Source organism: Thermopirellula anaerolimosa, assembly GCF_054657335.1.
This window is the reverse complement of sequence record NZ_BAAHYX010000005.1, coordinates 18,854-43,469: the sequence shown is the minus strand read 5'-3', so window position 1 is coordinate 43,469 and position 24,616 is coordinate 18,854. Positions and strand designations below refer to the sequence as shown.

The following is a 24,616-nucleotide window of genomic DNA, read 5'->3' as shown; positions in this document are numbered from 1 at the left end:
CCGCCGGTCGGCCGGTGCGGAGCGACGAGCGCGTGCGAGAGATCTTCGACACCCTCTGCCGGCCGTGCGAACGCTTCGACGCCAAGCGGCAGACCTGCCGGCTGTGCGGGTGCCACGTGCGGCCAGGCGGCTCGGCCCTGGCCAACAAGATCAAGATGGCGACCGAGCGATGCCCCTTGAGGCCGCCCAGGTGGATCGAGGAGGTTTTCCAAGGATGACGCTCTTCATTCTCGGTTATCCCGGTGGCATGGGCGGGGCGAACACCGAATGCTGGCACACGGTGAAGCTTTGGCGCCAGGCAGGCTGGGACGTGCACCTGATTCCCACCTGGGGGCGCGACGAGCGGTGGCGCGGGCGGTTGGATGCAATCGGCGCCGTGACCCACCACGTGCCGGCTGCCGACCTGGAAAAGGTCCCCAGGCTGGCCGGCTCGGTCGTGGTGGCCATGTGCAACGGGAATCTCTGGGGCGTCTACGGCCGGCTCCGCAAACTGGGCTGCCGCGTGGTGTGGGTCAACTGCATGACGTTCCTGTTTCCCGACGAGCGGCGGGCCGCGCAGGAGCACGGCCCTGCCGACGCCTACGTGTTCCAAAGCCAGTTCCAGCGCTCGATGCTCGAACCAGAGCTTGCAAGAATCGGCTACCGGCCTGAGCAAGGCCATCTGATTCGCGGGGCGTTCGACCTGGGCGAGTTTCCGTTCTGCCCGCGGCAGCATCGACCGAACACGGAGTTCGTCATCGGCCGGCTGGCCCGGCCGGACCTCGACAAGTGGTCCAGTAATACGTGGCCCATCTACGCGGCGATTCCCTATGCCCATCGCAAGGCCCTGGTGATGGGCTGGACCGAGCGGCTGGCCGGGAAGCTCGGCAAGCCGCCGTCCTGGGCGACATGCCTCAAACCCCAGGAAATTCCCACGCAAGAGTTCCTGGGCCGCTGCCACGCCATGCTGTGCATCAACGGCGGTGCCCGGGAGAATTGGCCCCGCGTGGGCCTCGAGGCGATGGCCGCCGGCGTGCCCATCGTCACTCAGAACCAGTGGGGCTGGCGGGAGATGGTCCGTCACGGCGTGACCGGCTTCTTGTGCAATGGCGACCAGGAGTTGGCCTACTACACGGCCCACCTGGCCTACGACGAGCGGCGGCGGCTCACTATGGCCGAGGCCGCCCGGGCACACGTCGAGCGCCTGGCTGACCCGGAAACCATCCTGGCCGGCTGGCAGCGGCTTTTCGATTCCCTGGGCACTGCATGGAGCAAGGCTGCATGATCGGCATCGCCATTGCTGCGGTTGGAATCAAGCCCGAGATCGTACGTCGCTGCTACCAGTCGCTGGCCGACGCCCGGATCACTGTGCCGTATCGCGTCCATGTGCAAACGGCCTGCGAAGGCCAATTCAGCCGCTCGGCCGCCCGCAATCAGGCCATCCTGGCCCTGCTGCCCTACTGTGACAAGATCATCTGCCTTGACGTGGACTGCCTGGTTCCGCCGGGCCTTGTCGAACACGCGGCCGAGAACATCCGCGATGGGCAAGCCGTGTGGACTCTGGTGCGCAGGATACCCGCCTTCGACGGCCGATACCGCTGGGACGAGTGGAAAGCCACCAACCCTTGGCCTTGGGGCACCGGGGCCTTCGTGGGCATGACCACCGCCGATTGGCTTCTAGTGGGCGGCTGGGATGAGCGGATCACCACCTGGGGCAGCGAAGACGATGTGCTGGCCCTTCGCCGCAAGGAACACCGCATCGAGACGCTCAAAGTGACCGATTGGCCGCTGGTGCACGTGGACCACGAGTATCGCGGACGGAACCTCCAGCACGCGAAAGAGAATCGGCAGATCGGCGCCGCCCCGCCGCCGCGAAACTACCTGGCCGGCCGGCTGCCGCTAGCCAAGGCCCAACACACCCTTTTCCTTTGGCCCACGGCACGCTGTCAGGGCGCCTGCCCACGGTGCAGCCAGCGTTCACTCATGCAGTTCGCACCAGACTACGAGATGACGCTGGAAGAGATCGACGCGCTCATCGACGCCGTGCGCCAGTCGAGTTACCCGGCTTTCCAGAAGGTCATCCTGGCTGGCGGCGAGACCCTCCTCTGGTCGCATCTGGCCGAAGGCCTGCGGCGGCTGGCCGAGGCCAAGTTGGGTCCGATTCAGCTTTTCACCAACGGCCTGGCGCTTGATCGGGCGGACTTGGCTGCTCCGTATGTCCGCGAGTTCCGCGTCTCGGCTTATACCTGGAACGGCCAGGCGGTCCAGGCGTTCCGAGCCCGTTATGGATCAAAGGTCCGCGTGGTGGATTCCCGCAAGCATTGGGCCTTGCCTATGGGGCCGCGCGGCGAAGAAACCCTGCCGGCTGACTGCGTGGGGCCCGGATACTCGGTGTATGACTGGCACGTCTATACCTGCTGCAACTCGCCGGCCATTCCGATGGCCCTGGGGACGCCGATCCACGAGACGCCGCGATGCCGGCTCCAGCCGGGGTTCATCGAAGCGCTGCTGCCCCTGCGACAAAAGATGGACCGGTACTGCCGGGCCTGCATCGGCAACCGGAAGGTGCAACCGTGGCTTGGTTAGTATCCGCCCCCAGGCCCCAAGTCCCATGCCCCAAGCCCCGATGAAGATCGCCTGCTTGTGCGCGACGTTCAACCGGCCGGCCCAGCTGGCCGAGGCGGTCGAGTCGTTCTTGCGTCAGACCTACCCGGCCGAGCTGCGAGAGCTCGTCATCCTCGACGACGCCGGGCAGTACGACCCGGCGGCCTGCGACCATTTGCCCGGGGTGAAGCTCGTCACCACCCGGCACCGCTTCCGCACACTGGGTGAGAAGCGGAACGCCTCAGCGGCTCTGGTGTCACCCGATGTGGACGCCTACGCCGTGTGGGACGATGACGACATTTATCTGCCCTGGCACCTGGAGACGATGGCGCAGGTCTTCGCGGCCGGTATCTCCTGGTCGCGGCCCGCGGAGGTCTGGATCGACCGCCGCACGCACTTGCAGCGTAAGACGACCGGCGGGCTGTTCCACGGTTCGTGGGGCTTCACCCGCGAAGCATTTCTGGCCGTAGGGGGCTATCCCGCCATGCAATCCGGTCAGGACCAGGCCCTTGCCGGGCGACTGAAGAAGGCCGGCTTCAAACCAGTATCACCGAGTGAGCTGGTTACCCCATCCGGACTGACCGAGCTTGCCACCACTCCCAGTGCAAAGCCAGTACAACCACGCTCCCAAGCTTCCTCTTCCCATCAAGCCCCAGTTTCCCCCGTGGCCAGCGATACAGCGCCTTCCCCTGACGGCGGTGACGTTTCTTGCCTTTCCCTTCCTTCCTACATCTACCGCTGGCACACCTACCCCGGCGCCCGGCACATCTCGGCCCTCGGCAAGGACGGCTACGAGCGGCGAGGCGAGGAGACCATCGCCCCCATCTCCTGCGTCACGCCGCGGTGGTCGGCCTGCTGGGACGGACTGGCGCTGAGGGCAACGCCGCCCCAGGCAACGGCGTCGTAAGTACAGCCCTCGAGGCGGCCGCTCGCAGGATTCCCCAGGCGTTCTGCTCGCGTCGGCCGAAGCATCTGGGCCACTGTCGTCCGTCCATCTCCCGCTACCCCGCCGACTCGATCGACTCCAAAGCGTAGGGGGCAATCCGCACAACCCCGTGACAGATGCCCGTCAAAATGTCAGCTCTGGTTGGGTATCATCCCCCACTGCCGACCGGCCGGCACGAGGGATGTGAGCCGGTAGGCGAAAAAATCTTGGAGGGGGTACTTGACAACACACACACACAGACTTAGACTAGACGGCGCAATCCCGGAATACGGGAATATTCGCTGGCGGTGTTGGCGCCCGCGCTGAACCGTACTGCGGCCACTCGGGTGCCCAGGGCGGAGGAATTTCCGCGCCAGCCATATGGCCAAAAAGTGTGGGGAAGGGGACGATGGGCAGCAGCGTACCCGACCTGACGGCACAACGCAGCCGCCACGGCCCGCACCGGGCCGGGGAAGCGGCCCAGGAGGGAGCGTCTCGCGGTGGAGGGGCACATCAGGAGGGCATATCGAGGGTCCCGACATTGCGGGCAGGGGTAGAGGCCTTCCAGCGGCGCTGGCCCGGGGCGAGAAGTCCGAGCCACCAGTCGCCCATTTTTCTGATGGCTGCGGGGTGGCGTACCGGATCAACTCTTCTGCAGAGGATGCTCTCCGGCGATTGTCTGATCTGGGGTGAGCCCTTCGGTCAAGGAGGTCTTCTGGATTCGGTGCCCGACCTGTTTCGAAGGATCACCGGTTTCTGGCCGGAGGAATCCTTTTTCTTTCGCGGACAAGGGCGAGTCGAGCGGACGTGCGGGCCGATCGAGAACCTATATCCGTCGCCGGAAGACCTGGTGCGGGCTTATGTGGGTTTCTTCGAGAGGCTGTTTGCCCAACCGGCCGCGGAGGCGGGATTTGCCCGCTGGGGGATGAAGACGGTGCGGCTGTCGGCCGATCACGCCTTTTTCTTCCGCTGGCTCTTTCCCCCGGCGAAGTTGGTCTTCCTCACGCGCAACCCCTATCACGCCTTTCGCTCGTATTGGACGATCAGCCAGAGGCGCGGCGTGCGTTGGTTTCACCGCTGGCCGGATCGTCCTGTGACGCCCGAACATTTTGCCCGGAACTGGGCGGAACTCACCGCGGGTTTCCTGGAGCACGCGGAGGAACTTGGGGCGCACTTTGTGCGTTACGAGGATTTGATTGGCGGCGCAGTTGCGCTCGGGGAATTAGAGGAGTACCTGGGGGTCCAACTGTCACGGGATGCCCTGGCCAGCAACCCCGGCGGGTGGCCGATTCCCGATGAAGAACTGGCCGCCCCGTATTACGAGGCGATCGCCCAATGGGTGGAACCATTGGCGGAAAGGTTGGGATACGCCAAGCCAACGGCGGGCAGTCCTCAAGGCTTTCGCCAAGAGGTGCCGAAGGAGGCATCAGCCGACCAAACTGAGCGAGCTTTCCAAGAGGCGCTTGGCGCCCATCAGCGGGGCGATCTGGAGACTGCTGAACGGACCTATCGGCGGATATTGGATCATGAGCCGAATCACGCCGGGGCCTGGCATTTTCTGGGGGTCATCAGTCTTGTGCGGCGAGACTATCCGGCTGCGCGGCAGCAACTGGAACGGTCGCTGACCCTTTGCGACAGCAAGGCGGTTTACTGGAACAACTACGGGGCCTTGCTCAAGGAAGTGGGAGAGTATCGGCAGGCGGAAGCGGCGTTTCATCGGGCCCTGCAAAGGAATCAAGACTATGCCGACGCCTGGGCCAATCTGGGCCATGTGCAGTACCTTCTGCATCTCGCGCCCCAGCTTGTCGAACGCTCCTTGCGAAGCGCCCTGGCTTTGAACCCGCACCATGCGGACGCGACTTTCTGGCTCGGCGACTTCTATCAGGCCTGTGGGCGTGCCGCCGAGGCGGTGGCGCAGTATCGTCGCGGATTGGAGCTTGCCCCGGAGTACCCCGGCGGCCACAAGCGGCTGGCGGAGACGCTGGCGGCAGCCAACCAGTTCGAGGCGGCAAAGGATGCGTTCCAGGAGGCGATTGCCCGCCGGCCCGAGGATGTACAGCTTCATCTGGCCCTAGGCGCGGTCCATGCCAAGCTGGAAGAGGTCGAGGCAGCCAAGGAGACCTACCGCAGGGCCGCCTTGCTGTGTCCGGAGCGGGCGATCTGGAGGTGGAAGTACCTGGGGGTGTGCCCGACGGTCTTTGATTGCGAAGAGGATATCGAGCAGTACTGGCAGGGGCTTCAGGAAGGCTTGCTCGAAGCCCTCGAAGAGAAGGTTTCTTTGGATTGGCGGGTGCTCCCTTTCGATGGTTACACCCCTTCGTTCAACCTGCCGCATCTGGGGCGCTGTTGCCGGGAGATCAAGGAGCTGTTCTCGGCGCGGTTCGAGCCGGCATTCCCTCAGCGGGCTTTGCAGCCGGGCGGGGGGCGTAAGATCCGCGTCGGTTTCCTGGTCACCGCCGGGCACGAAGGGGGTTTCTTGCGCGGCATGTCGAAGATCGTCGCCGGGCTGGACCACCGCTTTGAAGTGGCGATCTTCTGCGCGGAGGGGGCAGTGGGCCGGTTTCGAGCCGCAATCGCCCGCGACGATGTCCGCTACGTGAGTTTTCCCCGGCGGTTCGATCAGGCGGTGGAGGCCGTCCGGGAGACACGGTGTCACATCATTTACCACTGGAAGGTCGGCCCCGATCCCTGGAGCTATTTCCTGCCCATGGCCCGGCTGGCCCCGGTTCAATGCGTCTCCTGCGGTTCTCACGGCACCAGCGGCGTGCGGGCCGTGGATTACTACATCTCTTCCCCTTGGATGGAATGCCCGGAAGAAGCGGTGGATTCGGCCCAGCATTATACCGAGAGGCTGATTCTGCTGGAGACGTTCCCCATGTTCCAGTCGCGGCAACCGATGCCGCAAGACGTCGGCCGGGGCCACTTCGGGTTGCCGGGAGAGGGGGCCTTTTACTTCTGCCCCCACCGGCTGCCGAAATATTGCCCGCAGTTCGATTTCTTTCTCCGCGACATCCTGGAGGCAGACCCGCGGGGGTTTGTCGTGCTGCTGGCAGGCCCCGACGGGCGGCTGGCGGAGAAGCTCCGCCGCCGCATGGAGGGGAACTTGGGGGTCGTGTTTCGGCGGGTTTATTTCCGGTCGGCGATGCCCGTGGCGGAATACTATCGTTTGCTGCGGTTGGCCACTGTGGTGCTCGATACGCCTGTATACGCCAGCTGCCTGACGGCCTACGACGCCTTTTCGATGGGTGTCCCGGTGCTCACGCAGCCGGGGCCGTTGGCCGTGCAGTGCTATGCCGCGGGCCTGTACCGGCGGATGGGAATGGAGGATGAATTGGTGGTATGGGACGGAGACGAGTACGTGGCCAAGGCGGTCAGGATCGGCACCGAGCCGGAGTACCGCGAGCACCTGGTACGGTGGATCGGCCAGCGGGCCGAGGCGGTGTTCGACGACCAGCGGGTGATCGGCCAGTACGAGCGTTTCTTCGAAAGTGCGATGGAGAGAACTCCGGCGGCAGGTGCCGCGATGGCCGCCGCAACGTGACGGCCCGGCGGTGGCCCGTCGGAACGTTAGCTGGGAGCGGATGATCGAGTTGCTTTTTAGGAAGGGCAGAGACTATGCGGACACTTGGAAGCATCCGCACGGTAGCCGGAAGGCGCCGCTGCGTCTCGGGGAGTGCGAAGGGTCGCACGAAGCGGCTCAGTCTGGAGTTGCTGGAAAAGCGAATTCCCGTCAGCTCGTCGGTGTTGGGCGTGGTCGGGCTGGCTCTCTTGGGAGATTTGTTCGACGACACGGGCCGGGCGGCCCTTTACAGCGAAGACACGGATGGGGCGACGAGCGGCCCTCGCAAACGAGCCTCACCGGCTGAGGCGTTCTCCTGGGATTCGCACGAGCGGCGAAGCTTGCTCTCCGTCTTTCGTTCCAAATCGCTGGACACGAGTGCCGACGGGCGGTCCTATTTCGAGGGCCGGCAAGGGAGCGGTCCGGCCAGGGCGGTTGACGATGCGCAAAGTCTCTTTGTCTCGGCTGGCTCTGCCGAAGTGGGCCGTCCCTTGCAATTCGGATTGGGTGAAGGGTTTTCGGTCCAGATGGCGGGCCTGGGCCTTGGTGGCTCTGCGGGGCTAGGCGGGGGTTTTCGTGTCCCGGCGGCCGCCGCCTGGGGCAGCTCTTGGTTTGTGCCATCTCTTCGGGCAGATGGGGTGGGTGGTGGAGAAACCGGGAGCGCATCCAGCACTTCGAGCGGCAGTCCGCTTGCCCGGCATGCCGCGAAGCCGATAGCGCCCTCCGCACGCCCGCTTGTGACCTTGTCCGACGACGGGCCTACCCCGGCAGCTTCCCTGTCGTCGGCAGCGACTCCCGAGCGAGCTTCTTCCCCTGCGGCCGGAGCGTCACCGGCAACCGGCGGCGTACCCGCTGGTCCCCCAGCGATTGCCGCCCCGGGTGCAATAGCGCCGACGATTGGTGATCGAACCGGCGCCGACGTTGCACTACACCGCAGTAACGGTCGACCTCTTGGGGGTATGTCCTCGATTACGCTCTCGGACGAACCCTCCGTTGGCGATGGCCTGCTTCTCCAGCCAGGAGGCATCGAGTTGTCTCCTGACGCTTCGGCCGATTTCCTTCAAACGTCACCTGACCCGGTTCGCACCATTGGCAGTGAGACGGCCGGCGGTATTTCGCCTGCGGGCGGCTGGTTCCCCATGTACCCACACCGGCAATCGGAGCTTCTCGGAAACGCACTCAACGGTGCCCATCACACCGAAGGGAAGCGGCTGGTCGTCTCCTTGGATACCGGCCCGCGGCACGGTTCGTTGACCCTCGAGGAGGACGGGAGTTTCGCTTATCGTCCCGAGAAGGGGTTCCTGGGGTTCGACGAGTTCACGTGCGCGGTGAGCACTCTGGACGGGCGGGCGTCGCAGATCGCCACGGTTGTCATTCCCGTCTTGCCCGAGTTCGATCCCGGGGCAAGTCCGGCAGTAGGCGCACTTGCCCCCACGGGCTCGCGGGCGGCTGTTTTCGATGCGTATTCGGCCGCAAAGACGGTGGACGGGGGAGAAATCCTGCGGGCGTGTCAATGGGAGGTTGATCCAACGTCGATGTTTGTGCCTTCGCTGCAAGGGGACTTCGTGGGATCGTTTTCCTGGGATTTCCCCATCGGCTGCTTGCCTGCGGTGACAAGGGATGCCGGCGAGGGAACCGGTGTGATCACCGTCAGTTGCGAGGTGGCCTCGGCGGAGGACGCGCAAGGCAACTGGTACTACAGCGAATTGGTCTACTGCTCTTATTCGTTCCACTCGCTCGGCAGCCGGTATTTCGGAGAACGAATCACGCGGATCGACGCCTTTGCGGTGGACGGTGTCGTGTCGTACTGTTACACGTCACGCGCACTGGACACAAGCAGCGTGCCGTCCGCGGTTGCCGGCACTGTGGACATCGCCGAAGCCCGCTTCAGTGGTCGCGTGGATACGGTGAGCATCGACTCCACGATCGTCGCTTATGAGGCCGCCGGCTCGGCCGATGCGGCCCGCGCGCTCGAGATTCACAGCCAGGTCTTGGAGACGGATTCGGTAGGCAGCAGCCCCCGCAGCGAGACTCAGGACGGTCAGATGCTCCAGGGGGGCGAGAAGACATCCGAACGCTCGGCCACGTTCGTGATCACGCGCTTCGATTATTCCTTCCTGCCGGAGCAGGACGAGTGGATCTGCGAAGGCACGCGGCAGGAGAGCGGCAGTGAGATCCTTGCGGCGGACTACCAATTGACGAGTACGCCCTCGCTGCCAGTCGAAGGACCGGTTGTCGAGGCGTCGTCGCCCGCCACCGGCCTGACGACGGCGGAGGATGCGACATGGGCTTCATGGCCTGAGGCTGACAAAGTCGTCCGTGAAACCGGTCAGACCACGCAGGTCCACCAGTACACGGCATTTTCGGTACTCCGCGGCGGCGTATGGGATTCCATCAGGACTGGGACGCGAAGCACGCAGGCCACCACCGAGGAAGCCATCCGTACCGCACCCTACGGGATCGACTCTTGGGGGGCCGACACGGTTTCCCAAACGCAAACCACCGAAACGGAAGCGTATCACATGGTTTTCTTGTCGGGGGTGTTGGCCGGCGGCACGATGACGCTGTCGGGCGAAACGACCAGTACCAAGACCAGTAGCCACAGCGGTACCTATACGATCAGCACATTCGAGAGTTCCGGCGGCATTCAGCTGGAGCGGAGCGGCCAGGGAGCATGGAGTGAATCGTCTCAGTACAGCTACCAGGACTCGTACGAGTATACGAAGACCTTTGACATCGGCGACCCCGAGGACCCCGAGGACGACGTGTGGGTGCTCAGCAGCGGCTATTCCCAGACGCAGGTCTTGGAGTCCACTGAGTTCGGGGACATTGCCTCCGGCACTTACGTCAAGACGATTCTCAACGGCCCCGGGCCTGAGGACGACGAGGTCATCGAGGGTTGCTGGGATGAGGGGGTGGTGGAGCTGTATTGGTCCCACCGGACCGTGGAGTCCACGGTGGATGCTTCCGGCCAGTGGGTCAATGGCGGCACGGAAGAATTTAGCGAGTCGGGCTACCGCTACGTCAATACGACGACGGATGACATGGAATACTCACGCTCGATCACCGGAGGGACGGTGAGCGGCATCATCGGAATGTACGAGGGCAAGTTCAAACTGTACGACTTTGCCGGTACTCGCACGCTGACCGAAATCGAGGGCCAATCGGTTTGGGTTCTGACGGCGGGCACGGGCAAGGAAATCGAAGCCGAATCGAGCGGGCGGTCCTATGACGGCGCGGGGACCTACACGATCAGCGGCAGTAGCGGCAGCGGGGCCGACTATCAGAGCTGGAGCATCGACGGCTCGATCGTGGAATTCGGGCGGATCGGGGGCGGCCATGCGGTGATCACCGACTACGAACCCGCAGACCGCATGTGGCAGGTAACCGATGTAACTCCGGTGCTATACAATACGGAATGGATTTACTACAGCGACACGTCTAGCGGCCAGTACACGCAGGGGCCCATGTCGGGCCAGATTACCCAGCGCGACGGCCTCTACTGGTACCGGTGGGACGCTTTTGTCTGGGAGGATCCCAACCAGCCGGGCATCCTGGCAGGCACGGCCATCGAGCGGGCTCTTCTGAGGCTGGATAACGCCAGCAGCGCTTCCGGCCAGATCGAGGATTTCTATGCCGGATTCGGAGGTAGTGGCTGCGGTTATGGTCAAGTGACCTTCCAGCGGGAAGACAGCGATCAAAGCAGCTTCCGCCAAGAGACCGGAATATCGTTCACCTTGGTACAGGAGACCACGGGCTGCGGATGTGGCTGCGGGTGCGGCTCCGGTGCCGCCCATTTCTGGCGACACGAATCGGGATGGCTGGACGAGTCCGCCTCAAGGGAGATGACCACGCGCCGCTGGACCGACACTCCCCAACAGGCGTCCTCGGGCTGCGAGCCGGGCGTCACCGAGCGGACCATTGAATTCGACGAGACCGACGGGTGGTCCACTTCGCGCAGGGAGCGATGGGCCGTCGTACCAGAGGAGTCGACCCTGGACCATGAGGATTATTACCTGGATCGGGTGGAGGTCTGGCAACTCGCCGACGGCAGCGGCATCGAGCGGTTCTGGAATGACTACTCTGCCCGCGAAACGACCTCCGGAACCGAAAACATCACTTACGACGGTCAGCAGATGGAAGGATCCTCCAATCGGACGCTGGATCGCTCCTTCGCGCGAACACTCACGATCGAGGAAGAATTCGATCGGGTCAACAGCCGCTGGGACTACACCTACAGCGGGACGGGCTGTGAATCGATCGATGACAGCTCCACGGGATGTGGCACCTACACCCCTGAAGCGTCCTGCGGCTGTGGTTGTGGCTGCGGTTGTGGAGGAGGCTCTCCGGCGTACGATGGAACGATCAACTATTCTCGTGCCGAGGAATTTGAAACGAGTCGCAATCTCGTTTACTCCAAACCTGCAAGCCACGAGAGTGTTGCCCCGAGAACGATCTACGACGGTCCCACCAGTTTGTCGAGCGGCTGCGGGTGCGACGGCGGCATTCCCTCTCCGGGCATTTGGGACAGCGCCGGGTGGGCCGTCTCGGGCAGCGGTGCAGGGACGATCCAGGAAACATGGCACGTGGACCACCAGCGCCAGCGCGATTGGACCGGCGCGCCTATAGGAGGCACCACGCTTTCCGGAACAGAGACCGAAAGCAGTGATGACACGTGGCTCTACAGCTTGACCTTCAGCGAAGCCAAACCGCAGGGTACGTCTTCGACCGCCTGGCAATTCACTAGCGTCTCCGGGGAAGGTGGTGGTCTGTTCTATGCCGATCACACCATCGAAGGATCGGGTAACTACCAGTTCGATGTCAGGCAAGGGTTGGCCACGCTTCAGGGCGTGAAGAACTACAGCGAGTCTCTTGTTGAAACAAATAACCATTCGATCGGCTTCATCATCACCGCAAACGGCCAAATCGCCTTCGACATGGCCGGCCACGGAAACCAGACTCTCACCAAGGACTTCGACTACGACGGTCAGACGGGCGCCACTTCGTATGCCGGCGGCTACGGCACGATCACCCTCGATGAGTCGGGCGACGTTCATCTGGAGCAAACGCGCAGCGTTGATTGGCATTACGATGGGGTCGATTACGATGCCGATGCCGAGACAACGAAAACTACCAGCGGCTCTCATGTACATAACTACCAGGACGATTACAGCTACAGCGGGTGCGGCTACTCGTATAGCGAGCATGCCTCCTGGTCGGAGAACAGTTCTTGGGAAAACCAGTTGACGAAACGTCACGCATTCTCCGACTCGGCCTGGTCCACCCTCTGGACGGACCGCTTTACCTCCTACGAACAGTCGGGGTGCGGGGGTGGCGGCGGTTCGAAGGCCACCAGTTACTCAAGCTCCGGTTGCGGCTGCGGGTGTGGAGAAGGCAGTTCGGAAAGCGACAACTATTCCTGGACCGGAAGCTGGTCGGAGTCCTACGATTCGGCTACCGATGATTATTCCCTCAGCGGTGGAATCGACAACCATGTAACCGGCGCTGCCAGTGGTTGCGGTTGCGGAAGTTCTTATGACGAGTGGGTTGACTACATCGGCTTCCGCTGGCCGACCTATACCTCACCCTATGCCTTCGATTATGTCTATCCCACGCAGACAGGCAAGCTCAACGGCGGCCTGGGAGAAGGTTGCGGGTGCGGCTGCGGCGGCGGCCTGTATGGTTTCGAGACCTACGTTCCCATCGGTCGTACCAGTGATACTTCGGCCAATAGCACCATCGGTCGGCTACCCACCGGCGGGCTCACCGCACCCTCGCCGCTGGCTGCCGCCGCCGATCTCAGCCCGCAGTTGGGCCCGTTCCGCACGCTCCCGGAGGCTCCCGCTGCGGCGCGAGCGGTGGGGCTGACCAGCTACCGGGAGCCCAACGCCATCCACGGCAACGGGTCCCCCGAGTTGCCCCAGAACGCGGTGTTCGCCGAGTGGGGAGCCTGGCGCGACCGCGGTCGGCTGAATCAAGATCTGGAGGACGCCATCGAGGAACTGGCCAACTTGACGACGCCGCCACCCGGCGGCCCGCGGCCCGACAAGACGGAGATGCCCGGGGTGGTGGTCCTGGATCTGTACGACACGGATCAAAGCGGCGATCAGTCGGTGACGGTGAGTGTGCCGAGCGGGGCCGGCTCGGGCCACGCCCTGCGGGCACCGGAGGGGCCCGACGCCCTGGTGGCGGCCTCGCTGGAGGGCGGCAGCCTGACGATCTCGGTCCCACAAGGCTCTACCGCCGCCGGCCTGACGGCCGTCACGGTCGTGGGCAAGGATGCCGAGGGGCTGCCGGTCGCCTGGACGGTGTTGGTCCATGTAGTGGCCGTGGAGGGTTACACGGTCGAGGAGCAGGCCTGGGGCGAAACGACCTGGGACGCCCCGGAAGATTCCGGCGACGATTGGGCCTTGCTGTGGCAGTGTAACGACTACCGCTGGCTGCCGCAAACGACGTTCGACGGCCTCGTGACCGCCGCCGATTGGTCCTTCGCCTCGGTAACAGTTGATTCGAGCCGCGAGCGTTGGGCCTACGGCACTCCCAGCGCCACGGGCGAAATAGTGGTAAACCCCGTTGTCACCTTCGGCGGCCAGAACATCTACTTCGAAACGCTCAACACGGCCGCTGTCGGCCTCCACCGCCAGACAACGCTCGACGAGGCGGGCAATCCCCAGGTGGTGTACAACGCCGACCAACCTCGAGTGGCGGTCACGTATGTAAGCCTCGTGGAGTGGGATCCGGTTTCCTGGTCGCGGGAAATCGAGGTGGCTGACTACAATGCCACTACGGGCGTGGCCAAGCTCACCACCGGCGAGGACGGTTATCTGGTCTATCCCGACTACGCCCAGCATCCGGTCGTTCCGCAGCCGATCGACCACAACACGGTGCGAGTGAAAGTCGAGCTGGGCGCTCCGGTGCCTGAAGGTATGGTCGGCACGGTCCACCTGGTCTGGTTCGATCCGGATAACACCGTAGCGAACGTTCCGTCTGCTCCACCGGCCAATACCGGTCACGGGATCCGCGACAACGCCGCCTCGCTCGTAGCGGCCGGCGGCGGGCTTCCGGGTTTCAGCCTCGATTTCACCACCGAAGGCCCCTCACCCAACAGCCACTGGATGAAGAAGGCGTACCTGGCCATTGAAGATGCCCGGTATGGCGACAACTTCATCGTGGCCGTGCATCCCCACTCGGGGATTGCCGAGACGTTCGAGTTCCGCGACGACCGGTCGGGCAACCTGGTGCTCATGCACCCGAACAACACGGGCCTGTGGACGCCGCTACCGGACGACAATGATCCCAACGACGACCCGGCCGACGGCGTCCAGGATCACCGTACCTCGGTGCTGACCATCATCCCCTCGGTGGACATCGACACCGACAGCGACAACACCGGCACGATCAACCGCAGCGATCATGAGGAGGAGGTTGAGAATCAAGCCAATGAACCGGGCAAGATCGTCCTTCTGAACAACGATGACGACAATGGTAACAACCAAAGTGACATGGACGAGGTGGACGCTTCCGGCAACCCGCTGGTGTATTCCCAGCCGGACGACGATTTGACTCAGGTGATCCTCGACTTCGGGCTTGTCAGCTACGATGGACTCGACGGCTGCGCGCTTCGGTTGACTGCCAGCGACGGTCTGCGCATTTGGGGCGACCAATTGCGGAACCTTCCGGACGGCGCGACCGTCCAAGGTACAGGATACAACCAGTACGAGTGGATGATTCCGGCTGGGACCACCAGCGACCCGTTCCCGGGCAGTGTGTACGTGGAGGGAATCGCCACTGGCCGCCAGTGGGTCACCTGGGAACTGTCAGGGTCAAGCGGCCAGGTTCTCGCCAGCGACACGGTGGTCTTTACCGTCATTGATTTCGGTCTGGCCAGCGTGGACCTGGAAGCAACCGATGCTGCTCGCAAGCACGACATTACCCGTGACACCGGTGGTGTGTACGACGACGTCGAATGGGTCGATCCGAGTCCGGATGGCACTTTGCAAGGAGCCCCGGACGACCATCGCCTGCCGGTCTGCTACACGCGGAGCGGCCCGCATGGCGCTGTGCACGTGAGGGTAGAACAGGTCGACATAAGACTACTGGGCAACCTGGGAGTTACCAGCGTGATGGTTCGGGCCAACGGTACGATAGGCGGTCAGACAATCACGCTGCCGGAAACTGCGGCCACCATCAGTGGGGATCAGATCGTGGCGATGAACCTCAACTCGCCTGAGGCGATTCCCGACGTGATCCGCAACACGGAGATTGTGCTCAACTGGCAGGTATCGCTGGACGGCGGCCCGTGGCTCGACGTCGGCAGCTCGGTCAACACGGCCTACGTCACCTGGGACGATCCGCTGGCAGCCGCCCCATTTGAGACCTGCCTCTACGTAGGATGCCAAGCAGCGGAGGACATGGGATCGACAAAGACGGAGGAAGAGGTCGTGGACGCGATCTTCACCAAAGGCTTTGCAGGCCTGAATGTAGTGCGTGTAGACGGGACTCAATTGCTATACTATGGACCATACTCGTCTGTTAATCCGCCGCCGGCTGATGCGTTCACCACGACTGGACTGCTCGCGAACGGCGATGGTCGATGCGGTGCTTGGGGCAACTTCTTTTTTGACGTTCTCCGGGCTCAAGGGATAACCTCGACTGTACGAGGAATCAAAACGAAGGATATACCGGACGCCACAGGTTATGGTTTCGTAGTTAAGCCCACGCTCCCGGGGCAAGGGAATTCGTCTCCCCCGAATACATTCGCCGACCACGCGGTCGTTACTTATGGTACAAGAATCTACGACCCATCCTACGGGCACGCGTACACCACGCTAATCGCGTGGGAAGACGCCAGCTTAGAGACACTACTGTACATAGATAGCCTAGGACGGACTGTATCGCTTCCAAATACGCTTGGCGACGAACAAACAGAGTTCTTTTGATGGCCACTACAAAATTGGAGACTTGCTGTGTACTGTGCAATTGGTTGTCTACTTCTGGCATTGATTAACACCGGGTCCGAAACGGACTCGCCATGGAAGTCGGCGGGATTTACGAAACGTCTGTCCGACGGATCGACCGCCACGCTCGAATTCAGCAAATGGGCGGAACGCACGACCCGTGTTTTGATCGCCCAGGACAAGGAGTCTCAAGACGAACGCTCATATACAGAGACGCTATATCATTACCGGATAGTCCTTGAGCGCGACGGAACGAAAGAGACTGTTTGGGAGAAAATGGTGACGATCGGACCCGCGACGGCCGGCTTGTGTCCCGATTTCTCCGTCAAGGACGTTGAAATCATCGACGATCGCCTTTACATCTTGTATGCCTTCGGGGATGGGCATCTCAATCTCGTGGTGCACGAGAAGAGGGATTCCGGACCGTGGGTTTACCTCGTCTGTTGGCGATTAGACGATCGTCCTCGCTGGATGGACGAATGTCGTCTCACAAACCATGCTGGCCGACCGTGTCTCCGGTGTTTGGACACGCGGACGCGCGCCTCGGATGAAGAGCGCTGGGACATTCATTGGAACGTTGACGGCACTGGTGCTCTACGTAAACGGAAATGAGTCTATTGTCCGGCGTCGCCGATCCAGGCCGTAATGCCGACGCTCGTGGTTGTAAAACTCGAAGTAATCCCCAAGCTGTGCCCGACAATCCCACACGCTTACATACTCCTTCCGGTAGACTGCCTTGCCCCCGTTTTTTGTACCAAGTGTTATGAGAGTTCGGTTTGGGTAACAGGTAAGGGGTTATGTCCAAGGGATCGGCTGGGCGGCTGAGGGCTGAGCGTACGGCGTGTCGATGGAACGATTCTCAAGTACTGGGATGGCGGCAACGCTAGAGCAACGGACACGGCTGGCCTGTTGGCGGACGCAAACGGCCAATGTGGGGCATGGGCAGAGTTCTTCGTCGACACGCTTCGGTCGCAGGGTATCGGCGGGGCAGACAAAATCGGCGTCTATGCGGCCTCAAATCCAAGAAACGACGGCTTCCTCGTGAAATCCTGGAGCTTTATCGGTAGCGGCTCTTCGCCCGGTACATCGCCTTATAGCTGGGTAGTGGGAACGGATGTGGTTGATAATGCCGGCGTACCAGGCCAAGGCAATCCAAACCCGCCTGGGGCATTCTTCAACCATTTCATCGTGAGATTTGGTGGGCGATACTACGACCCATCTTACGGCGGTCCGAGCTACGCCACTCAATGGGAGTGGGAGGATGCGTCACTTGACGGCTTTTTCACGATAATCGGCGGAGTGGCGCTGGCAAAGCCAAACGATTTGGGGCCTGCCAACGTTGAGACACTGTTTGTTGTCATTTGAGCCAAGGCAGAAAGGAGCTGCATCCAATGTTGCGTTTTCGGTTCATCGGTTCCTTAGGAGGTTTCGCGGCGATCGTTGGCATCGTCGTCAGCTACCATCCAACGAGCTTTGGGAAACAAGCCACTCAAGAGAAGGAGAATGTCTTGTTTGAGCAAGACCTGCACGGCGCACGCAGAGCGGTGTTGTGCGCCCGTCCGTGCTCGTATGAAGCCTATGAAGTCCCACCTGCTTCCCGGCGGGTAACCGTCGCTGGCCTTTTCTTGTGGCTTACCATTTGGGAGAAGAGTTCCGGAAAGATGCATCACGTATGGAGAGAATGGATCACGGACGCAGAGGCCGAATCTGGAGTAGGCCCGTTTGCCTTGTTGGAAAAGGATGCAACCACTCTTGGCTTCGCGTATGTAAATAGACGGAGCATGAGCATCCGTGTCTGGGAAATCAACACCGCTCGGGGGGTTCCTGTCGACCCGCAGTCGGCACTTACATACGCAAAGAGTATTGCGCGTGTCGCGCCGTTTTGTAACACCCCCACAAATATTCCGGTTTGCCAACTGTTGAGCAAGCCAAGTGATGCGATTGGACACCCCCAGCGACTTCGAATCGTATGGAAAGACAACGGCTGGTGGGTGCACCTTGAGGCCAATGACATGCACTTCGTGTTCCGACGTTCACAGTCCGGCTCCAAATGGAGGATCGTCGGGGAAAAAGGCTCCAGCCAGTAAATCGCTCCCCAGCCTCAATAAGGGCGGCCGGAATCCTCCGGGCGGTGCTTTTCTGGGATTACGGGCGATGGGGCCCGTGGTATCCTGGTGTGTTGCTGTTTGCCAATAATGTGGTCAACTCGTTGGTTGACGGTGATACGTTGTTCGTCGCACACGTCCATGGTCCGACCGTTAGCCAAGGCTGGTTCAATGACTACGTTCAGGCGGCTGCTGGTTTGGTTGGGTTTATGAACGTGCTATCATGCGAGGAACGCACCTATCACAACGGTGCCGGTTCCATCCACTGCGGCACGAACGTGCTGCGAGAGATTCCGGCGGATAGGTGGTGGGATCACAGCTGACGACTGGCGGTCGAGGAGGCTTTGCATGCGCTCCTATTATGCGACGATGTTTGCAGCGGGTATCTTGCTGGTAACGTCCGACGGCCTCCGGGATGGTTGCCCTACTATGGCGGCCCAGCAACAAGCGGCAATCTGCGGAGACGACATCGCGACGCCCGAAGGAACGCAGAGGGACCAGGCAAGTGCCGGCAAGAGGGCAGATGCGATGATATTTGCCGATCTGAAGGAGGAGGCCGTGTCACTTCATCGCTTGGTGGACGAATACAGCGAGAAGGTCAGGACCCGGCACCTGGAACCGTTGGGCGCCTTGAAATTGTTTGTCGGGGAGATGGAAAAGAAGGTGCTTCGCGTTGCCGGGGAGACCGAGTTTCGGACTGCTATTGAACGGCTAATCCGTTGTAGTGATGCTTGGAAGAGCGGTGCCCAAGCGGCCGAGGACCGCCAACTCAGTCCATGGAGTGACGAGCAGTATTTTGTCGCCTGCGCTGCCTTGGTCCCTTTATGGAAGCAAGACCTCCAGCGGCCGGAGCGATTTGAACGATGGTTCTCCACGGTGTTTGCGATTAGCGCAAGCTTTCCGCCGCATCGGCTGCGAATCTGGCGGTACTCGTGGGAAGGCATCGTTCTAGCGGGAATCGATAGCTATCAGGACGAACGGGCGGCGAGGTTTCTGCTTGAGTATGCGCTGAGGGCGAGCAAAGCGGATGCCGTGGACGCAATGGCGCAATGGGCGCTGGTGTTCTTGCGGGCGTACGATCCGGCACTGGTGAAACCCGCTTTAGAAGCAGCCTTCAAAGTGGAAAAGAAGAACGGCGCCGATTGGCAGTGGTCGAGCTCCTTTCTCGCACATCCGCCGCGGGCTTTCCTCCTGCATGATTGTTTGGTCTCGCTGGAAGTGGCGGAGTCACTACCCCCTCAGGAGCTAGCGGCTTATCAGTATTTTCAGCGCAGCGCATGGCAGACCTACGCCTTGACACCTCGCGAAAGGCGGCCCACCTTCATTCATCCAGCGCCCACTGCCCCAGATTCGCGTTATTACTACCTTGACGACAACAATTACGGTTATCCCCCTGTCCCCGATTGGCAGGATGGGAACGAGCAATTTATTCTGGCTCTGCTTCGAAGGGGTGTTCGGCAGGTGCCGGTAGTGGCCGACAATGTCTCACAGCAAGGTTTGGATGTGCTTTTCGGAGAAGTCTGTTCCCATACTCTGCCCATGGACGCAAAGGAGCGGTTGGCGGCGATGCTCCCGTCTGGCCGTTGGCTGAATTGGGTATCGGATAAGTACCGGGAGCGAAGCGAAGCTCAGGGGGATGCAGTGAACAATTCGCCCTGGAAAGCAACCAACGCAGAGGAGATTCTTGCCCGGTTTGCGAGAATACAAGAAAAGGCGGTAGACATTCCCACCTCGAATGGTTTTCGTAGCGGTTGGCTAATGATCCAACGCTCCGAGTTGTTAGCAGAAGTGGAGAAAGCCGGCCGGGAACGCGAGGTTCTCGAAGAGCTAGTACGGCTAAGGTTTACGCAGGGTCCCGGTGAACGTTCCAAAGACGACATGATTGTGCGTTGCCTCGATGGCTTAGCGCGCCTTATTTTTGTGAAGAATGACCCGGAACTCGGGAAGCCGGCTCCAGAAGTGCGCGGATATCCGGGGGCCAAAGTCGATGCGAAAGGGCGCTTATGCGCTATGGGGATCACCGATCGATTCGAGAGGGGGGACCCCGATGCTGTAGCACTGCTCGCCATCGACAGCTACGCAGACCGGCGGGCGCACGATTTCCTGATGGAGTTTGCTTCGAGAGCGGACCTGGACGATCAAACGAAGGCTCAGGTGTGGCAGTTGCTGCTCCATTATGACGGTGCGAGGTGCCTTGTCTCACAGTTTGAAAGAGCGTTTAGACGATCGGCAGAGGGAGACGCCTCACGCGCTTTCGGTTACGAGTTCAGGCTCAATAGCTGGGTTCGGGAGCTGAACTACATCGAGTCCCTTGGTGCGGCCGCTCGTGGTCGCTATCTTCAAATCCGCAGGTTCGTGTTTCGAGCGGATGCCTTGGCGCCCCGAGGGGCGCGACCGCCACCTGTGGGAGATTTTAGTCTCCTGGCTCATCATTGGCAGGACGGGGACGAGCGGTTCCTTCCGCACCTGTTGGAGTCGGGAAGGCCATTCAGTGTTGTGATCGCCGAGGCCCCGATTTCCGCAGCCGGTTTGGCCTGGTTGAAAGAGCAGGCCGATTCAGGGCCGTGGTCCGATGGCGTGAAAGCGGCGATCCGCTCGGGACTGGAGCAACGAGAAAAACGGCAGAAGTCATTGGAAAGGCAAAACGAGTAGCCAGCTCAACAGCATCAGACCGCCGGTGGACCGTCGAGCCTCGCCTGGGCGACTGCTTGCTTGCGTTGTGGTGGCCCGTTCGGGGCGGATGTCGAAGACGCTGACCTGCGATCGGTTCCAGGAAAGAGGCAAGGCGGTAGCGCAAACGGCAAGGCGGGACGCGAAGTCGCGGCGAGGCCTTCTTTTCCTGGGGTGCTGCAAAGGCCGACCTGCCGCGCGGGGGCCCCTTAGCGGCGAAATTCTGCCCGCGAGGGGTTCCGGAGCGCACCTTGCGGTCCCATGCGAGGGTTGACCGGGAATCCGGATTGTGCACTGTGCTCCAATGGTCTCCCACCCCCTTCGCTCGCGCGAGTTGAAAACCGCCCGGACAACTTTGCGCCGGTTCGAATAGTGCGCTCCCGCGTTAACAACCATGCCCCCTCTTTGGCGGTAAAAGCTACGACCAAAAGTTCAAGACAGTTTGGAACGACTGGACCCGCACCGAACACGTCTCGAACTCGGCAAGTCCTTCCCGTATAAGCAGTTGCGAAATCGGCCAAGAAGAGAGTATTTACGAGGAGAGTTGCCTTCGCGGAGCCTTTGAGAAAGTAGCGGAAAACGCTTGCTCGGACGGTTGACTCTCTACGCCGTGGCACGGGTTGTCTCGGCGTTTCTTCATGCGCTGGCGTAACTCTTTTCGGCCGAAGGCGTTACGGCGACCAGAGCCTTTCGGTCTGCGTTAACCAACGACTCTCCGGTTCGCAAGGTTCCGCTCGGGCAGCGAGCCGAACCTGCCAGGTTTCGATCGCACCCCGAACCGAACTTGCCGCGAACTCTCAGACTCTCCGCCCGGCCGGCCCGTCTTGGTTTACAACCGGGTTCGGTTCGGCCCCCGAGGCCAACGTTGTTCGAACGACAAGTTCCTGCCACAGCCTGCGCTGCGTGTGCCAATCCGGGACGGCGGCCAGTTCACGAAGATGACGTTCGGTGATCACATCGCGCCCGCGATGGGTGCAAGGTAGAAACAGCACCGCCTCTTGGATATCGGGGGCCAGGCAGAGCAGGTTCATGATCTGCGTCAACCTTGCTCGGCTCACGTGGCCCAAGCGGGCCAGATCTGCTTGGTGCTTTACCACCCCCTGGCGGACGAGCCCATCGAAACGGATGGCCAGGGCCATAAGCCGCGCAACCCGGGGCACGCGGCTGGCAGGGGGCGTCGGGGCGGGCTCGCCTTGGCAAAGGTCTTTGCGGCCATATTTCCCGCGGCGGACATGGAACGGGCGGGCAACGGTCAGTTTCTGGGGCATGCGGTCTCCTCCTGGCGGCAAACGCCGAGTTCTGCGGCCAGCGATTTGATCCCGGTGGGGCGGAATGTGATCGACACATTCCCGGCCGGGCCGTCGTAGTCGATCCGCTCGACGAGCAGGTTGAGCACCCGGGCCTGCTCGGCCGGGGCCAGCACACTCCACATCTGGTCGAACTCGGCCAGGGCCTTGGCCACCTCTTGTTCGTCGAGAAGATTGCCCGACAGCGCCGCCAGTTGTCCATCGATCTCGGTCAGCCGGCGTTCGGCAAGCCGCAAGCGTTCCTGCACGTCAGCCAGGCGGGCGAGGCGATCGCCGTCGTTTCCGGGCGAAGCGGCCAGACGCCGCAACAGCCCCTCGTCGTCGCGGCGTTGGCGCTTCAAGGCTTCGCGCTGGCTCTCCAAGTACTTGAGCGATTCCTCCGCCTGGCGCTGTGTCTCGGCCAACGTCGCGGCCACCAGTGCCGGGTCCCGGCCGATGCACTTGATCTCGTCGACGATGAACGCTTCGATCTGGCCGGCAGGGACCGACGGCGCCGGGCAGGACTGCCAGCCCCGCTGCTGGGCCTGCACGCAGACATAGTATCGATAGCGCCGCTGGCCCTTGGTCGTGTACGTCGGCGCCATGCCACACCCGCATGATGCACACCGAAGCAGACCCCGCAACAGCGCCCCGTGCTTATTCCGCACGCCGCCTCCCCGGCCATTCCGCTTCAATGCTGCCTGGACTTGCCGGAAGACCTCCTGATCGACGATGGCCTGGTGCTCGCCCTGGTGAAGCTGGCCCTTGTACCGGACCTTGCCGATGTAGGCCAAATTGGTAAGCAACTGGTACAGGCGATTCTTGGTCAGCGGCTGACCGCCACGGGCCGTGCCTCTCTTGGTGGTCCAGCGCTTGGTGGTCCAGCCGCGGCGGCCAAGCTCCTTGACGACCGGAAGCAGGGATTGGTGCTGCAAATACAGCTCGAAGACCTGCCGCACTCGCTCGGCCTCGTCTTCATTGACCACCAGCTTCGTGTCCGCCACGTCGTAGCCGAGGATCGGCCGGCCGCCGACGTACTTCCCCTTGCGACGGGCCGCGGCCATCTTGTCGCGAGTCCGCTCGCTGATCATCTCCCGCTCGAACTGGGCGAAGGACAAGAGAACGTTGAGCACCAGCCGGCCCATCGACGTGGCCGTGTTGAACTGCTGGGTGACCGAGACGAACGAGACACGGCGCCGCTCGAATGTCTCCAATATCCTGGCGAAATCCAAGAGCGACCGGCTCAGCCGGTCCACCTTGTACACTACCACGCAATCGACCTTCCCTGCTTCGATGTCGGCCAAGAGGCGCTGCAAGGCCGGCCGGTCCATGGTGCCGCCCGAGTAGCCGCCGTCGTCGTAGCGGTCCGGCAGGCACTGCCAGCCCTCGTGCTGCTGGCTGGCGATGAATGCCTCGGCCGACTCCCGCTGAGCGTCCAGGGAGTTGAAGTCCTGGTCCAGCCCTTCTTCCGTGCTCTTGCGGGTATAGATCGCGCAGCGGACCGGCGGCGGCTGGGCTGCCGCGGCTGCCATTGGCCGGCTCATTGGGCACCTCCGCGCTTCGTAAGCCCGAAGAAGTGGTAGCCGTTCCAGCGGGCGCCCGTGATCGCCGTGGTCACGGCACTCAGCGACTTGTATAGCTGGCCCTCGTACTCGAAACCGTCCGGGAGGACTTTGACCTGGAGCACGCGCCCCTTGTACTGGCGCGTCAGTATGGTCCCGGCAGGCGGCAGGCGCGTTGGGCCCGAAAAGCGGGCCGGCAGGGTCACGGTCCGGTCCTGCCCGTCCGGAGAACGTTTTGGCAAGCGCGGTGCCGTCAGCCGCAGGTCGGCGTCGTTGGCCAGTTCCTCGGCCCGGCGCCGGGCCCGCTCGGACAGATCGCCTTCCTCGTTGGCCTGCAACCGCCAGGCGATGCGCTTCAGCAGCCACTGCTTGTTGCGGCTGCACGGCTGTTCGCCGAAAACCTCGGCGTACTTGGCTTGCAGCTCGCTGGGCGTCATGCGTTCCATGACGGCCAGCTCTTTAGCGATGTTCAGTGCCATGCGGTTCTCCTCGTCTTGGGACGCTCCAAACCGTCAACCAGCACGGACACTGAGCCTCGGGTCGCCGGGAAGATCAAGGTCTTTGTCGCCGGATTCTGGGGTAGGCTGCACTCCCGGCCTGCTGAACTCGGCAAGACCGGTCCCGCACTTGTGCAAGCGAAGCACCCCGGCAGCCAGAATGCGGGCGATCTGGCAGAGCGGCCCTTGGGTCGGGAGTTCGCTGGGCGCGTTCACTGAGCGCATCGACTATGTTCCTGGGGTGTTCAGAAAGCCCTGGGGCCCAGAGCGGAGCGGTGCCCCCTATTGGTTAACTACCCGGTCGCAGGCCGAGCTGACGGGAAAAAACCGCTGCACGCCCCGCCTGCCGAAGCCGCAAACGCCGGGCAGTCGCGGTCCGAGTAGCGCGGGCGCCAGGCACGGGGCCAACGCAACACCTTGCCAGTAAACACCTTATGTCCAGTAGCGGCATGCCTCTTGTACTGCCCCGGTT

The 24,616-nt window shown here is 62.3% G+C and carries 13 protein-coding genes; 10 read left to right on the top strand and 3 right to left on the bottom strand.

What is annotated here, in order from left to right:
• The 10 genes from ACYQ6J_RS06225 to ACYQ6J_RS06180 form a co-directional block, all read left to right on the top strand.
• The coding region (locus ACYQ6J_RS06225; protein WP_460183328.1) for a hypothetical protein at positions 1-218 on the top strand (218 nt) is incomplete at its 5' end.
• Positions 215-1,264: a glycosyltransferase family 4 protein gene (locus ACYQ6J_RS06220; RefSeq protein WP_460182148.1), complete on the top strand. Its 1,050-nt coding sequence runs from the start codon at positions 215-217 to the stop codon at positions 1,262-1,264. The genes ACYQ6J_RS06225 and ACYQ6J_RS06220, both read left to right, overlap by 4 nt.
• Entirely contained in the window at positions 1,261-2,565 is a 1,305-nt protein-coding gene (locus ACYQ6J_RS06215) for a radical SAM protein (protein WP_460182147.1), read from the top strand. Before ACYQ6J_RS06220 ends, ACYQ6J_RS06215 begins: the two co-directional genes overlap by 4 nt.
• Positions 2,558-3,490 (top strand): glycosyltransferase family 2 protein, encoded by a 933-nt coding sequence (locus ACYQ6J_RS06210; protein WP_460182146.1) that lies wholly within the window; start codon positions 2,558-2,560, stop codon positions 3,488-3,490. The genes ACYQ6J_RS06215 and ACYQ6J_RS06210 overlap by 8 nt, the downstream gene beginning before the upstream one ends.
• A 427-nt stretch (positions 3,491-3,917) precedes the next feature.
• Positions 3,918-7,049, top strand: coding sequence for a tetratricopeptide repeat protein (locus ACYQ6J_RS06205; protein ID WP_460182145.1), 3,132 nt, complete (start codon positions 3,918-3,920; stop codon positions 7,047-7,049).
• Between the two features lie 1,157 nt (positions 7,050-8,206).
• Positions 8,207-16,006: an Ig-like domain-containing protein gene (locus ACYQ6J_RS06200; RefSeq protein ID WP_460183327.1), complete on the top strand. Its 7,800-nt coding sequence runs from the start codon at positions 8,207-8,209 to the stop codon at positions 16,004-16,006.
• A gap of 927 nt (positions 16,007-16,933) precedes the next feature.
• On the top strand, positions 16,934-17,389 hold the full coding sequence (locus ACYQ6J_RS06195) for a hypothetical protein (protein WP_460183326.1): 456 nt from the start codon (positions 16,934-16,936) through the stop codon (positions 17,387-17,389).
• Positions 17,390-17,415: 26 nt separating this feature from the next.
• Positions 17,416-18,111: a hypothetical protein gene (locus ACYQ6J_RS06190; protein ID WP_460183325.1), complete on the top strand. Its 696-nt coding sequence runs from the start codon at positions 17,416-17,418 to the stop codon at positions 18,109-18,111.
• A gap of 44 nt (positions 18,112-18,155) precedes the next feature.
• Positions 18,156-18,452 (top strand): protein-arginine deiminase family protein, encoded by a 297-nt coding sequence (locus ACYQ6J_RS06185; RefSeq protein WP_460183324.1) that lies wholly within the window; start codon positions 18,156-18,158, stop codon positions 18,450-18,452.
• A 25-nt stretch (positions 18,453-18,477) separates the two neighbouring features.
• A complete protein-coding gene (locus tag ACYQ6J_RS06180) occupies positions 18,478-20,781 on the top strand; it encodes a hypothetical protein (RefSeq protein ID WP_460183323.1) in 2,304 nt (767 codons plus the stop codon).
• An 815-nt stretch (positions 20,782-21,596) separates the two neighbouring features.
• Here ACYQ6J_RS06180 and ACYQ6J_RS06175 read toward each other — a convergent pair.
• The 3 genes from ACYQ6J_RS06175 to ACYQ6J_RS06165 are packed head-to-tail and all read right to left on the bottom strand — an operon-like array spanning position 21,597 to position 24,126.
• Positions 21,597-22,067, bottom strand: a complete 471-nt coding sequence (locus ACYQ6J_RS06175; protein WP_460183322.1) for a hypothetical protein — start codon at positions 22,065-22,067, stop codon at positions 21,597-21,599.
• On the bottom strand, positions 22,052-23,617 hold the full coding sequence (locus ACYQ6J_RS06170; RefSeq protein ID WP_460183321.1) for a recombinase family protein: 1,566 nt from the start codon (positions 23,615-23,617) through the stop codon (positions 22,052-22,054). Before ACYQ6J_RS06170 ends, ACYQ6J_RS06175 begins: the two co-directional genes overlap by 16 nt.
• An 8-nt stretch (positions 23,618-23,625) precedes the next feature.
• The gene (locus tag ACYQ6J_RS06165) at positions 23,626-24,126 is read right to left on the bottom strand and encodes a DUF2924 domain-containing protein (RefSeq protein ID WP_460182216.1); all 501 of its coding nucleotides are present in this window, start codon (positions 24,124-24,126) and stop codon (positions 23,626-23,628) included.
• Positions 24,127-24,616 lie beyond the last annotated feature (490 nt).

Excerpts from the sequence above, each read along its gene's own strand:
- ACYQ6J_RS06220 (WP_460182148.1), top strand. The coding sequence starts at position 215 with ATGACGCTCTTCATTCTCGGTTATCCCGGTGGCATGGGCGGGGCGAAC.
- ACYQ6J_RS06215 (WP_460182147.1), top strand. The coding sequence starts at position 1,261 with ATGATCGGCATCGCCATTGCTGCGGTTGGAATCAAGCCCGAGATCGTA.
- ACYQ6J_RS06205 (WP_460182145.1), top strand. The coding sequence starts at position 3,918 with ATGGGCAGCAGCGTACCCGACCTGACGGCACAACGCAGCCGCCACGGC.
- ACYQ6J_RS06200 (WP_460183327.1), top strand. The coding sequence starts at position 8,207 with ATGTACCCACACCGGCAATCGGAGCTTCTCGGAAACGCACTCAACGGT.
- ACYQ6J_RS06190 (WP_460183325.1), top strand. The coding sequence starts at position 17,416 with ATGTTGCGTTTTCGGTTCATCGGTTCCTTAGGAGGTTTCGCGGCGATC.
- ACYQ6J_RS06180 (WP_460183323.1), top strand. The coding sequence starts at position 18,478 with ATGCGCTCCTATTATGCGACGATGTTTGCAGCGGGTATCTTGCTGGTA.
- ACYQ6J_RS06175 (WP_460183322.1), bottom strand. The coding sequence starts at position 22,067 with ATGCCCCAGAAACTGACCGTTGCCCGCCCGTTCCATGTCCGCCGCGGG.
- ACYQ6J_RS06170 (WP_460183321.1), bottom strand. The coding sequence starts at position 23,617 with ATGGCAGCCGCGGCAGCCCAGCCGCCGCCGGTCCGCTGCGCGATCTAT.
- ACYQ6J_RS06165 (WP_460182216.1), bottom strand. The coding sequence starts at position 24,126 with ATGGCACTGAACATCGCTAAAGAGCTGGCCGTCATGGAACGCATGACG.